Source organism: Citrobacter sp. Cf118, assembly GCF_030334095.1.
In the GTDB taxonomy this organism is placed as follows: Bacteria; Pseudomonadota; Gammaproteobacteria; order Enterobacterales; family Enterobacteriaceae; genus Citrobacter; species Citrobacter freundii.
The window spans coordinates 1-12344 of record NZ_JAOWES010000063.1 but is presented as its reverse complement, the minus strand read 5'-3'; the positions used below and the strand labels follow the sequence as shown (position 1 = coordinate 12344).

Sequence of the window (12344 nt, the reverse complement as noted above, 5' to 3'; positions counted from 1 at the left end):
AATGATTGCAACCCGCGGATATGGGGATGACCGTCGCTGCCGGTTGCGACTGCTAGGATCATGGCGCCGGACGCCGCCATGACCTGCTGGATCGTGGTGAACTCAGGAGGGGATTCGGCGTGTGAGACAGCGACTATCTGTGACCTCCGAATGAGGTGAATGGATGGTTCGTCGTTGTCTGAGCGCGCACTGGTTCAGTCGTCTTTCCCAGAACCACTTCAAGTACCAGCGCAATTTCGAGCATCCAGGGGATGGGACCCAGCAGACGTTTGAGGATAGCACGCACCTGGTCCGGAGGCTGTTCACGCACTTCGTTATAGCCACATTGACCCAGCCGGGTCTGCACCTCGGCTTCGGAAAGTCCCTTCACGATATTCTCAGGGAGCATCTCCATACACCCTTCTCCGGAAATACCTGACCCGGCAGGTCAGGTATGTTGTTATGGCGATAAAATGAAAATCTGCCGGAGACATGGCGCGGTTAAGTGTATGGCGCATATGCTTTTACAGCAGTGTCATCACAAAGAAACCAGTGGCAGTCATCAGAAGCGAGCCAGTTACGTGCGTCAGTACGGAAATGACAGCCCATGCATAATTGCCATTCTGAAGTAACACCACCACCTCAGCAGAAAAGGTGGAAAAGGTTGTCATACCGCCACATATGCCGGTGGTAATAAAAAACTTCCAGGCGGGATCAAGGTGAGGCTGCCGGACAAAAAAGGCCAGTGCCATACCGATGATAAATCCGCCAACCAGATTAACCACCAGGGTACCAGGTGGAAGATTGGGGAAAAGTGCATTGAGACGCATGGACAGTATCCAGCGGATCACACAGCCGATCGATCCGCCTATCACCACCGCGAATAATGATTTGTACATACCACCTCGCTGAAATCAGGGCACCATCAGACCGTCATTCAAGGGAATAACGTGCGGTGATGGCCCGTTTTTCATTCATTTCATACAGTACGGGGATTCCCGTCAGGACATGCAGATCGGGAACCTTATTTTCATCAATCTGCTCAATAAACATGGTCAGCGCACGCAGTGTATTAGCATGACTGACCAGCAACATGGTTTCGCCACTGGCGACGCGCAGGACAATGACGTGGTGCCAGTAAGGCAACAACCTTCGTTGCGTCATTTCCAGACTTTCTCCCCCCGGCAAATCCGTCAGGGACACATGACGATAACGTGCCTCACGATGAAGTGAAGCAGGTGCATCCGGCAACGGAGGGGAGATACCACGATAGCTCCTCCGCCAGTGATAAACGATTTTCTGGCCAATCTGTTGAGTGGCTTCATCTTTGTTCATTCCCTGAAGCGCACCGTAATGACGTTCATTTAACCGCCATGATTTGTCCACCGGTAACCACAATTGATTCAGCGCTTCCATTATCAGCCAGAGCGAATGAATTGCCCGGTTCAGAACGGATGTGCAGGCTCCATCTATGATTGTAGTGGCACACTGATTCCGGACCGTTTTATCAGGTTTGCTGCGCGCCGGGTTTCCTCCACTCCTTTCAGCATCAGCGGGACATTTTCCCATCCGGTAAAACGATTTTGCGATTCAACTAACTTTCGCCATGGCGGAGTAAAATAATTTTCCCCATAACAACTACCTGTCTGTCACCCACAACTGAACCGGAAGGACCTGAACCCGTTGAGTTGTTTGTACTGATTACCCGGATTTACCTGGACTCCGGTCAAGGAGGTGACGCATCAGAAGATGGGCACCGCTCCCGATGAACAGCGCGATTACAACGGCACTGGTATCATCCGGCAGTATATTAAAAAAGGCATCAGCGATCAGGAAAACCAGACAGTTTGCCTGGATCCCCGTTGCTGTTACAGTATGAGTATTTTTCCGTTCACAGAACCACCCTACCCCTTCCCGTATCTGAGCATACGGGAAGGGTGACGGAATCAGCGTTTTTTGAAGGCGGCTTTACCGGCGAAGATGGCGGCATCACCTAATTCATCTTCAATACGCATCAGTTGATTGTATTTCTCAATGCGCTCCCCACGGCTGGGTGCACCGGTTTTCAGGTGACCAGCCCGCAGGCCGACGGTCATATCTGCAATGAAGCTGTCCACGGTTTCCCCGCTCCGGTGCGAAATAAAGGTTCCCCAGTTGTTATCCTGACACAACTGGACGGCTTCGATGGTTTCACTCAGGGTGCCTATCTGGTTCAGTTTGATCAATGCGGCATTGGCCAGGTTTTCATCGATACCTCGCTGGATATATTTCACATTGGTCACAAAGATATCATCGCCAACCAGCTCAACTTTATCGCCGAGCGCGCGGTGCAGGAGCTGCCAGCCGGCCCAGTCGTCTTCCGCAAGGCCATCTTCAATCAGGACTATCGGGAAATCCTTCACCAGTTGCTCATAGTAGCGGGTCATTTCGTCGGCGCTGAGCCGGGTATTTTCGGTACGCAGGGTATATTTCCCATCGACGTAGAATTCACTGGAGGCCGGATCCATGCAAATAACGATATCTTCGCCTGGGCGGTATCCCGCCTTGCTAATTGCCTCCACGATAAGCTCCAGCGGCTGACGGTTTGAGGAAACGGCCGGTGCAAAACCGCCTTCATCGCCCACGCCGGCGGATAAACCTTTTTCCAGCAGGACCTGACGCAGGGCCTGGTAGACCTCACTGCCCCAGCGAATAGCTTCGCGTACGGAAGAGGCTCCCCATGGTGCAATCATAAACTCCTGAAAATCAGCGCCCTGCCAGCGGGCATGAACTCCGCCGTTAATGATATTCATACAGGGAACCGGCAGCAGATTCGCGCCGACGCCACCCAGATAGCGGTAGAGCGGGGTAGAGGATAGTTGTGCCGCCAGGCGGGATACTGCCAGCGATACGCCAAGGATCGCATTAGCACCCAGCCGGCCTTTGTTTTCTGTGCCATCAAGGGCAATCAGACAGTTGTCGATTTCTTTCTGGCGGCGTACATCGTAGCCCTGCAGGGCATCGTTAATTTCGGTATTGACGCACTGGACCGCATCCTGAACACCTTTACCGCCAAAACGTGTCTTGTCATCATCGCGATGCTCGATGGCTTCACGGGAGCCGGTGCTGGCACCGGAAGGAACGGAGGCACGGGCCATACTGCCCCCTACAGAAGTCACTTCAACCTCTACGGTCGGGTTACCGCGGGAATCCAGAATTTCTCTTGCGATGATACATTCAATTTCAAAGCTCATAAGTTTGACCTTCTTTTAAGGGGCTGGAATATGTTTAATCAGAACATCAACAGAAAGGTGATTGATGAATTCGAAAGAAAAGGAGGAAAAAACCCCGAACAGGCGGTTTTCATGCCCCAGCATGACCAGATCGATATCTTCATGCTGAACAACGGCCTCAACGTCCCGGAAACGATGGATGCTGACGATGGACCTGACGTTGATATCAATACTGCTGGACTCCACCAGACGGCTAAGCATTGCCTTTGCATCAATAACTTCGCGGGACTGACGGTCTTTGGTTAATGAGTCACTGGTATAATCCAGTTCCCTATAGTCAGCACTGAGATGCCCGACAGTAATACGGGTGCCCATCTCTTTTGCCAGACGTTCTGCCTGCTCAAGCAACAGCAGACCATCGGTTTCATTCTGTACAAGTAACAAGGCATGCCGGTAAATTTGCATAAATCACCTCTTATAAGAAGCGAAGCGGTTGGTCAGCCAGGGGAGGATTTCTTTTTTCCGGCTTGTCATGCCGGGCAGCGATACCTGGCGGGAGCCTGTCAGGCTGCTGTCTGAAAAAAGCAAAACGGAGTTCCGGCTGGTAATGTCTGTCACCATCAGGATCACCATGTCCAGCACGCTGTCCTTGCAGGTTTTATCCATTTCCTGCAGTAGCTCAGGCAACAGGGGAGTAATATCAGCCATGTCGCGGACCTCAATTTGTGACAACAACAGCGGCACATCATGGATCCGGTAATTTTTGGCGTCACGATTGAGTAAAACCGACGCGGATTGCCCGGTTATATCTGTTTTGGCTCGCAGCAGCCCTGTCACAAACTGGTCATAATCGATACCGGCGATTTCCCGCAAAACAGCCACGGATTCCTGATCCTGAGTGGTGGTGGTGGGACCCGTCAGCGCAACGGTATCACTGAGGATCGCCCCCATCAGCAACACAGCCTGAGCGGCAGTCAGCGGCATCGGAATGTCATGCATGAGAATTGAGAGAATTACTGTTCCGCAGCATCCTACCGCCCGCACCCAGACATCCGGTGGATTGCGGGTAACAAGGGTACCAATACGATGATGGTCAATGATGCCGATGACGTTGCTGTCCATCAGCGAAGACGGTCCCTGCTCTGCATCCGTAAAATCAACCAGCCATACGGTTTTATCTGTCAGATCGACGGTGAGTAAATCGGGTTGTGAAACACCCGCAGCGTTGAGGATATAACGGGTTTCCGGGGTGATATCCCCCAGGCGCCAGGGCGTTGCGGGACGACCGGTGTAATTAAGCCAGTCAGCCACAACCAGCGCGCTGCAAATAGCATCGCTGTCAGGATTTCGATGACCGAAGACATAAATCGGATTATCTCTTTGAAAAGAGAGAGATTCTGCGGTAAGCGGTAATGTGGTTTTATTTTGCATAGCTATACCTGACATACATGCCTATAAGAGGACAACTTCATCTGTATATCAGGCGCCATCATCCGGTGTTGAAAAACCGGCGGTTGGGAAAGGTGGAGCACCATCACCTTGTAAATCAATCTTATATGGGCCTTTGCATTAAATCAATATTTATTGTTGGCCCTCGGTTTCGTACACACAAGTACATCCTGTCCCGCCAAAAACGTTTACAATAGTGCGCCGAATGAAGCAATTTATACCTTCTTAATTATATTTATGATGAGTATTATCGCCGACGTATCCTGACTCAGCTTAACCGGAGAGAAGGTCGTAATGCAGTGGCTAGGGCAATCTGTTATGGCCAGCGTGGTGAGATCAGAAAACGTTACAGTGAGGGATTGCGTGTGAGGTCGCCAGCGGAACCAGATGCATCCCACTGGGGGACAGCCAGTCCGGCTATTTGCTCTGCGACCATCTCTTGCGTTAACTGGTCAGGTTCAGGGTAGTACAGTCCCGGGTTACTTATCTAGGACTGCAGTCATGCGGGCAAAGTTGTTCTGGTCAGCACTGGTGATGCGGTAGGACGAAGCACCGGATTCCTTGGCGATAGCGGCAATTTTCGCTTCCGCGTTGCTGAGTGTGTCAGCAGTAACACTGACTGACTGGGCGAAGCCAGAGAAAGAGACTACGGAGAGCATACTGGCAGCAACAAGCAGTTTGATATTTTTCATGGTCATATTCCTTGGGTTATCTGGTCATCTGGTGATACCGGCATCATCGCCGTCTCACCTGTTGATGTGCATTAAAAACCCTGTAGTAAATACAGGGTCAATAAGTTATTTTGTAAATTATTGTTGGCTGTGTTTTTTCGTTTTCATACAACCCAGCTCTTGAAAGAGCCTCACCGTGGCTGACGAGGCATGAGAAAATACGGCCGTAACAGACACCGCGAAACCGGGATTGCGCTGGGGAGATAGGTCGGTGCAGGGCCGTTAACTTACAGGATTAGTGAGGGTTTATGATGTTATGGCTACTGATTAAGTACGCGATCACCGCCGGAATGGTTGTTTTTATCTCTGAAGTTGCCAAGCGTAGTGATCGGCTTGGTGGTCTTGTCGCCGCGCTTCCCCTGGTTACTGTGCTTGTGCTCGTGTGGATGAAGCTGGAAGGACAGAGTCAGCAAAAAATAGCCAATCATGCGTGGTATACATTCTGGTATGTAGTGCCGACACTACCTATGTTTTTACTATTCCCTGTTTTCTGTCAGCGATTTGGCTTTTGGATCACGCTGGGTAGCTGCTGCGTCGTAACCGTCCTTATTTTCTTTTTGTGGGCCAGTGCGTTACGCCGTTTTGGCATAAATCTGATGTGATAATGTACGCTGTTGTGAAGCCAACTGCACTATTGCCGGAGGAAACACCGACTAACTCCGAACCATATCAGGCTTTTTAACAGGATAAGAGAGTTTTCAAGGGGGCCGGCTTCCTGCCGGAAGCGCGGTTCTTTCTGTCAAAGACAAATTCAGATGTTCTGGGGAGGTGCGGATATTACAACTATTATACTCGCTGTCTTTCCTTATTGATAATGTCACCCTGATTTCCCGGTTTTAAATGTCACTTTCTGCTGATTTCTGATGAAGAAAAAAGGGCAGTGAGCTCATTTTTTCAGGCTTGATTTGAAAAGAGAGGGTTCAGCCAGAACCGGATTGATGGCTCTGAGCTGAGCCTGAATCTGTGCCCGCCTTTTAGGCATACTCTGGCTGCGCCTTTCTTTTTCCTGCGGCTTCAAGCTCATCCTGTTTTTCCTTCGCCAGCTTCAGCACCGCGTCAAGCCTTTTGTTATCAACGATGCGCCCCTGACTGATGCAGTCCAGCTTATCGAACATCTGATATTTCAGTGTTCTGTTTCCATGGCGGAATTTGAGCGTACCGTCCGTATAATCAAAAGCGAGGATTTCTTCTCCGACTATGCGTGAGTTTTCGTCAGTGGGATCAACCAGATAAAGGATTTTTTCATACTGAAAAGTCAGTGCTTTTGAGAGCGTCCGAAGCGTCTGCCAGGCGAAAATGTCGTCCAGTTCCAGGTGGCTCTCTAGACCGTGCGGTGAAGGTTTTTCGGGTATTTTGCCAGTCTGGCAAAGCGGTGGTTGAAGTCGCTGATGAACGTTTCGATCCAGGCGTTGGCGGCATCAATGCAGGTGATATTCTCCAGGCACATCTCCTTAACCAGCCGCTCCTGCAGCGTCAGGTTGGCGCGCTTAACGCGGCCCTTGGCCTGAGAGCTGTTGGCACAGATACCCGCCAATAGTGGACACGCGACTAAGTGAGTAAACTCTCAACCAGAGGTAGCTCACATGACTAAATCAGTAACCGTCAGTAAAAAGCCGCGTAAACAGCACACTCCCGAATTCCGCCAGGAAGCTCTGAAGCTTGCTGAACGCATTGGCGTCGCTGCCGCTGCCCGCGAACTCAGTTTGTATGAATCGCAACTCTATGGCTGGCGAAAAAAACAACAGCAACAACTGACATCATCTGCACGCGAAAGCGAACTGGATGCTGAAAATGCCCGGCTTAAACGCCAGCTTGCGGAGCAGGCAGAGGAGCTGGCTATTCTCCAAAAGGCCGCGACATACTTCGCGAAGCTCCTGAAATGAAGTATGTTTTTATCGAAAAATATCAGGCTGAGTTCACCATCAAAGCCATGTGCCGGGTGCTGCGCGTGGCCCGTAGCGGCTGGTATGCCTGGTGCTCCCGGCGTCATCAGATAAACACGCGACAGCAGTTCCGTCTGGCCTGTGATGCCGCGGTTCTCAGAGCATTCACTGATGCAAAACAACGGTATGGTGCGCCACGGCTTGCGGATGAGCTCCCGGCCTACAACATCAAAACGATAGCTGGCAGCCTGCGTCGCCAGGGGCTTCGGGCAAAGGCAGCCCGCAAGTTCAGCCCGGTCAGTTATCGTGAGCATGGCTTGCCTGTGTCTGAGAACCTGCTGAAGCAGGACTTTTACGCCAGCGGCCCGAATCAGAAGTGGTCGGGAGACATCACCTACTTACGCACCGATGAAGGCTGGCTGTATCTGGCAGTGGTGATTGACCTGTGGTCGCGAGCTGTCATCGGCTGGTCAATGGCACCGCGAATGACGGCACAACTGACCTGCGATGCGTTGCAGATGGCGCTGTGGCGGCGTAAACGCCCGAAAAATGTCATTGTTCATACTGACCGTGGCAGCCAGTACTGTTCAGCGGACTATCAGGCGTTGCTGAAGCGGCATAATCTGCGCGGGAGCATGAGCGCGAAAGGCTGCTGTTACGACAATGCGTGTGTGGAAAGCTTCTTCCACTCGCTGAAAGTGGAATGCATCCACGGTGAACGCTTTATCAGCCGGGAAATGATGAGAACAACTGTATTTAATTATATTGAGTGCGATTACAATCGCTGGCGTCGCCACAGTGCCTGTGGTGGGCTCAGTCCTGAACAATTTGAAAACCAGAACCTTGCTTAGGGCCGTGTCCACATTACGTGGGTAGGATCAGTTCACACCAGGAAAACGATTAATGACTGGCGGCAGGATTATAACGAGTGCCGTCCACATTCATCGCTGGATTACCAGACTCCAGCTGAATTTCCAGCAGGCTGGCGAAACGGGAAATATGAAGAAAAACCAACCGACATTACTAATTGAAGGTTATATCTAATCCTGGGGTCAGTCCAGTTTATTTAGACAGTTTTGGCATTTCATGTCACGTGATTTAATGTCTGGGTATTTATTCTTTTGATCAGAGTAAAGCTAGAGTTGTTTGAAGGGAAGGGGATAGGAATGCGTGAGTTCCAGCCTCCAATTACCTGCAAAGACATATTTTGAAACCTATATAAATGGGGTAAGAAAAAATATCTTCAGTGTAAAACGATATAAAAATTGCCATATCTTATTGATTATGAGTGAATTTTATTGTTTAAGAAAAATTTCTCGATAAGTGGATGTTCAAGACAGTCAGCGCTATATAAAAAATACAATAAAAAGTATTGACCCTATAGTAGTTGCAGGGTTTTTAATGCTCATCAACAGGAAACGAGCAGTATGCTCTTATGATGAACATTAACTTTACTAGGGTTATCACTATGAAAAATATCAAACTTCTCGCAGCAGCTGGTTTTCTCTCTGTTGTCTCATTCTCTGGTATGGCGCAGACGGTCAGCGTAACTGCTTCCACTCTTGACAGTGCAGAAGCAAAAATTGCTGCTAAAGCAAAAGAAGCACAAACGTCATACAAAATTCTCTCTGCGTATACTGGTAATCGAGTGCATATGACCGCTAAATTAGGGGATTAATAGATAATCATTTTAGGGTATCTATAGGAATATATACCTTGATAAAATCTGCCACTATATACTAATTTTTAATGCTTGATATGCCACATGTTTTTTCCTTGAATAGACTTTAGCGGACTGCTGATAAAGAGTCCGTATTTTTTTAATGTAATACTAATAGTTAAGTATGGTTTTTTATCCGTGCAAATATTTTAGCTCCACGTCCTCTTTGTGGAGTTGCCCCCGCTAAAACGGACACGGTTAATTTATAGCTAGCAGCGAACTTCTGTATTCCCTTGGTGACTGCATTTTCAGCCCTTTATGGGGATGCCAGTTATTATAGTCTTCCATCCATTCCGTCAGTTTTCACATCACTGTCATGGCATCCGGCAGGTCATTAACATACACGTAGTCACGCTTGAACGTTTTAACGAACGATTCAGCCATCCCATTGCTCTCCGGACTGCGCACTGGCGTCGTACACACGATGAACCTGAGTGAGGTGGCGAACGTTCTTATTGAGTCCGCTATGTAGCAACAGCCATTATCGGTCAGCCACTCAACGGCATGTGGCAGGTAAAGCGTATTGCCAAAGCGCTTTTCCACACTCTCTGTCAGCAGATCCTGCACCATAACGCTGTTTATTCCACCTGTTGTCGCCGACCAGCAGATGGCTTCGCGATCACAGCAGTCAAGGCTGAACACTACCCGCACGACTTCCCGATTCAAGCAGCGGATTTCAACACCAGTGCGTATCCGGCTTGAGTGTCACGACGTTGCCGGTATGACTGTGCTCTGGCTTTCTATGGCCAGATTTTGCCAGCAACAGGTTATTCGCCTGCATGATCCGGTAAATGCGTTTGTGGTTAACCCGCCAGTTTTGTTCCTTCAGCGCACGATTGAGGTGTGCCGTCACGCGACGGTAGCCGTTTGTCGCCCGCTCGCTGCATATCTGGCGGATAAGCGGTAACAGTCGGGCGTCATCATCTTTGCTATAGCGGGCTGGCCGCTGCTGGCGCTTCTTTAGCAGCCGTTCATAAAGATTCGAACGCGATACGCAGAGCACTTCTGCTATTCGGATGAGGAGGTATCGTCCGGTGGCAGCAATGGCATGCGCGATATCAACTTTTTTGCCTAGGCTATCTCAAGCGCGTTCCTATGGATTTCGGCTTCCATCGTCTTGCGGCCCAGCATTTGTTCAAGCTGTTTGACTTTTTTCTCCAGCGCTTGGACCTCGGAGACACTGACGACCTCGTCGCCAGCGACGATCGCAGACTTTCCACCCTCGTTCATGAGCCGTTTCCACTTAAAAAGAAGACTGGGTGTGATGTCATATTGCCGGGCAACGAGTGAGACGGTGTAGCCGGGCTGCATGGCGAGCGCAACAAAACGGGCTTTCTCTTCAGGAGTATAACGACGGCGTTTTTGCTCGCCAGTGATCACTTCGATTCTTTGCACAGGACACTCCTTAAACATAGCTCTATGACTATGTCTTACTGGTGAGGTGTCCGGTTCAAACGGAGGCTATTACCCTTTGATATTTTCACTTTTTTGATTCATTCTCAATGCCGATGCTTGGTTAAATCAGAGAAGCGTTCATCATCAGCTATCAACCGGTGCTTTTACGATTTAAGGGGTTAAGACACCGCTCACTATTCTATTCCGTTAGCCTGACTCTGTGATTTCCCGAACATAGTTCAGTGTTCTGAACAGATAAAACCAGCATATTTCTGTCCGGAGCGTCAGACAAGATTGTCTGATAAAGGGGGAGCTGCTCCTTGCAGATTAGAGCATCTCTATGTTAGCAACGTCCGCTCCTGGCACGCATGAGACATTCAGAGCCATAACTGCTGGGGACAGCCTGGCAGTCCAGTTCTTCTGTTCGGTTTCACGACTACACGTCGCCATAATTCGCTATGATGAGAAAAACAGAATAGGATATCGAAGATGAAAACTGTCGAATTTTTGCTGTACACCCTCAAACCCGGTACTGGAAAAGACTTTCATAGAATAATGAAAGAAGTGAGTGTTCCACTTCACCGTTCAGTGGGAATGGATGTTATTTCTTATGGTATATCAGCACATGACGACGATGCTTACTATCTGATCAGGGCTTATAACAGCCTCTCTCACCTGAAAACTGCCCAGGACACCTTTTATGATAGCGAAGCATGGCGTCATGGTCCCCGGCAGGCCATTATCGATAGAATAAGCATCAGCGTTAAATCGGTACTGACTCTCACTGAGAGTGCCGTTGAGCATTTACGAACCCACTGACCCTATCGCTATACGTCATGGTAAAGCCGGGATAGACACACCAGCAAGACGTTACTGTTATTCAGTACATCAGAGATGAGGCTACCGCCTCACATGCTGAATGCGGGATGTTTGACCGGCATCTATGAGCGAAGAGCGGAAGTTCGCTTTCGGAAAACCTAATCCATGTGCCAGAGGGTCTCTGAAAGAGAATGGGGCGTTTAAGTGGGGTACTTACAAAAAATCAGCCTTAACGAATGGAAGGGACTTCCCCTGATTATGCGCCTGATTAACTCTTGTGCAATCATGGGGTACACATCGTCCCGGAGGAATTCGTTATGACTATCACGACTGTCGGTATCGATCTTGCTAAAAATGTGTTTGCTGTTCACGGTGTTGATCAAAATGGTAGAACTGTTCTGGTTAAGCCTAAAGTATCGCGTGCTGCACTTCCTGAGTTAATTGCAAGTTTGCCTCCCTGTGTTATCGGGATGGAAGCATGCTCCGGGGCTCACTACTGGGCAAGATTGTTTCGGCAGTATGGTCATGAGCCACGTCTGATGGCTGCTAAGTTTGTATCGCCTTATCGTATGGCCGGAAAATCAGGAAAAAATGATGCAGCTGATGCTCAGGCTATCTGTGAAGCTGTTCGTCGTCCGCATATGCGGTTCGTACCAGTGAAAGACGAAAGCCAGCAGGCCATGCAGTGTTTACATCGTACCCGTCAGGGTTTTATCGAAGAGAAAACAGCAACGTATAATCGTCTGCGAGGATTGATATCTGAATTCGGTGTCATCGCGCCACAAAGTGCTGATGCCCTGCGCCACATGGTTTCTGTGCAGAAGAGCTCTTTACCGCTTCAGGTTCAGCAATGTGTTGATGATTTGATGGAACACGTTGATCGCATTGAAGCTAACATCACTGAATATGACCGAATTTTGTCCCACATAGCCAAAACAGATCATCGCAGTCAGCGGCTGATGGAGCTAAAGGGCGTTGGTCCCACAACGGCCTGTGCACTGGTCGCCAGTATCGGTAATGCACATGATTTTAAAAATGGACGTCAACTGGCAGCCTGGCTGGGGCTGACGCCATCACAATACAGCAGCGGGGGAAAGTCGAAACTCGGCAGGATCACAAAAGCCGGTGATTCGTATCTGCGAACGCTTCTGGTTCA

12 protein-coding genes, 4 pseudogenes and 1 riboswitch are annotated in these 12344 nt (G+C 49.5%); of the genes and pseudogenes, 7 read left to right on the top strand and 9 right to left on the bottom strand.

The window, feature by feature from the left end; all coding sequences use genetic code 11:
• Positions 1-133 precede the first annotated feature (133 nt).
• From OGX67_RS06560 to OGX67_RS06535, 6 genes are all read right to left on the bottom strand, one after another.
• On the bottom strand, positions 134-394 hold the full coding sequence (locus OGX67_RS06560; protein ID WP_016154443.1) for a cation-transporting P-type ATPase: 261 nt from the start codon (positions 392-394) through the stop codon (positions 134-136).
• A 109-nt stretch (positions 395-503) separates the two neighbouring features.
• The gene (gene crcB, locus OGX67_RS06555) at positions 504-878 is read right to left on the bottom strand and encodes a fluoride efflux transporter CrcB (RefSeq protein ID WP_016154442.1); all 375 of its coding nucleotides are present in this window, start codon (positions 876-878) and stop codon (positions 504-506) included.
• Positions 879-912: 34 nt separating this feature from the next.
• A complete protein-coding gene (locus OGX67_RS06550; protein WP_223175621.1) occupies positions 913-1548 on the bottom strand; it encodes a 2,3-bisphosphoglycerate-dependent phosphoglycerate mutase in 636 nt (211 codons plus the stop codon).
• Positions 1549-1925: 377 nt separating this feature from the next.
• Positions 1926-3212: a phosphopyruvate hydratase gene (gene eno / locus OGX67_RS06545; protein ID WP_009652415.1), complete on the bottom strand. Its 1287-nt coding sequence runs from the start codon at positions 3210-3212 to the stop codon at positions 1926-1928.
• A gap of 15 nt (positions 3213-3227) precedes the next feature.
• A complete protein-coding gene (locus tag OGX67_RS06540) occupies positions 3228-3656 on the bottom strand; it encodes a universal stress protein (RefSeq protein WP_009652460.1) in 429 nt (142 codons plus the stop codon).
• A 3-nt stretch (positions 3657-3659) separates the two neighbouring features.
• Positions 3660-4622, bottom strand: coding sequence for a DHHA2 domain-containing protein (locus OGX67_RS06535; protein ID WP_009652407.1), 963 nt, complete (start codon positions 4620-4622; stop codon positions 3660-3662).
• Positions 4623-4664: 42 nt separating this feature from the next.
• Positions 4665-4739: riboswitch (Fluoride riboswitch) on the bottom strand.
• Positions 4740-4855: 116 nt separating this feature from the next.
• On the opposite strand from OGX67_RS06535, the pseudogene OGX67_RS26940 reads away from it, so the two are divergent.
• Positions 4856-4999, top strand: a pseudogene (locus tag OGX67_RS26940) (Tn3 family transposase); the annotation flags it as partial.
• 120 nt (positions 5000-5119) lie between these two features.
• On the opposite strand, the gene OGX67_RS06530 reads toward OGX67_RS26940, so the two are convergent.
• On the bottom strand, positions 5120-5332 hold the full coding sequence (locus OGX67_RS06530; protein WP_009652456.1) for a YdgH/BhsA/McbA-like domain containing protein: 213 nt from the start codon (positions 5330-5332) through the stop codon (positions 5120-5122).
• 290 nt (positions 5333-5622) lie between these two features.
• On the opposite strand from OGX67_RS06530, the gene OGX67_RS06525 reads away from it, so the two are divergent.
• A complete protein-coding gene (locus OGX67_RS06525; RefSeq protein ID WP_016154441.1) occupies positions 5623-5973 on the top strand; it encodes a DUF3147 family protein in 351 nt (116 codons plus the stop codon).
• Positions 5974-6257: 284 nt separating this feature from the next.
• Here the strand turns inward: OGX67_RS06525 and OGX67_RS06520 are convergent.
• A pseudogene (locus tag OGX67_RS06520) lies at positions 6258-6896 on the bottom strand (transposase family protein); the annotation flags it as partial.
• Positions 6897-6954: 58 nt separating this feature from the next.
• On the opposite strand from OGX67_RS06520, the gene OGX67_RS06515 reads away from it, so the two are divergent.
• The 3 genes and pseudogenes from OGX67_RS06515 to OGX67_RS06505 all read left to right on the top strand — a co-directional run bounded on the left by OGX67_RS06515 (position 6955) and on the right by OGX67_RS06505 (position 8932).
• Positions 6955-8105, top strand: a protein-coding gene (locus OGX67_RS06515; RefSeq protein WP_085954962.1) for an IS3 family transposase whose coding sequence is annotated in 2 segments (ribosomal slippage) — positions 6955-7216 and positions 7216-8105 — 1152 coding nt in all. Because the reading frame shifts where the segments join, the coding sequence is not laid out codon by codon here.
• A 30-nt stretch (positions 8106-8135) separates the two neighbouring features.
• Positions 8136-8285 (top strand): annotated as a pseudogene (locus OGX67_RS06510) (integrase core domain-containing protein); the annotation flags it as partial.
• A 437-nt stretch (positions 8286-8722) separates the two neighbouring features.
• Complete coding sequence (locus tag OGX67_RS06505; RefSeq protein ID WP_032443218.1) at positions 8723-8932, top strand: YdgH/BhsA/McbA-like domain containing protein; 210 nt, start codon at positions 8723-8725, stop codon at positions 8930-8932.
• A 240-nt stretch (positions 8933-9172) separates the two neighbouring features.
• On the opposite strand, the pseudogene OGX67_RS06500 reads toward OGX67_RS06505, so the two are convergent.
• Positions 9173-10369: pseudogene (locus tag OGX67_RS06500) on the bottom strand (IS3 family transposase).
• 489 nt (positions 10370-10858) lie between these two features.
• Here OGX67_RS06500 and OGX67_RS06495 point away from each other — a divergent pair.
• Positions 10859-11188 (top strand): NIPSNAP family protein, encoded by a 330-nt coding sequence (locus tag OGX67_RS06495; RefSeq protein WP_016154439.1) that lies wholly within the window; start codon positions 10859-10861, stop codon positions 11186-11188.
• A 317-nt stretch (positions 11189-11505) separates the two neighbouring features.
• On the top strand, positions 11506-12344 hold an 839-nt coding region (locus tag OGX67_RS06490), incomplete at its 3' end, for an IS110 family RNA-guided transposase (RefSeq protein WP_071698063.1).

Coding starts and splice junctions, on each gene's coding strand:
- OGX67_RS06560 (WP_016154443.1), bottom strand. CDS start 394: ATGGAGATGCTCCCTGAGAATATCGTGAAGGGACTTTCCGAAGCCGAG.
- eno (WP_009652415.1), bottom strand. CDS start 3,212: ATGAGCTTTGAAATTGAATGTATCATCGCAAGAGAAATTCTGGATTCC.
- OGX67_RS06495 (WP_016154439.1), top strand. CDS start 10,859: ATGAAAACTGTCGAATTTTTGCTGTACACCCTCAAACCCGGTACTGGA.
- OGX67_RS06535 (WP_009652407.1), bottom strand. CDS start 4,622: ATGCAAAATAAAACCACATTACCGCTTACCGCAGAATCTCTCTCTTTT.
- OGX67_RS06550 (WP_223175621.1), bottom strand. CDS start 1,548: ATGGGAAAATGTCCCGCTGATGCTGAAAGGAGTGGAGGAAACCCGGCG.
- OGX67_RS06540 (WP_009652460.1), bottom strand. CDS start 3,656: ATGCAAATTTACCGGCATGCCTTGTTACTTGTACAGAATGAAACCGAT.
- OGX67_RS06525 (WP_016154441.1), top strand. CDS start 5,623: ATGTTATGGCTACTGATTAAGTACGCGATCACCGCCGGAATGGTTGTT.
- OGX67_RS06530 (WP_009652456.1), bottom strand. CDS start 5,332: ATGAAAAATATCAAACTGCTTGTTGCTGCCAGTATGCTCTCCGTAGTC.
- OGX67_RS06505 (WP_032443218.1), top strand. CDS start 8,723: ATGAAAAATATCAAACTTCTCGCAGCAGCTGGTTTTCTCTCTGTTGTC.
- crcB (WP_016154442.1), bottom strand. CDS start 878: ATGTACAAATCATTATTCGCGGTGGTGATAGGCGGATCGATCGGCTGT.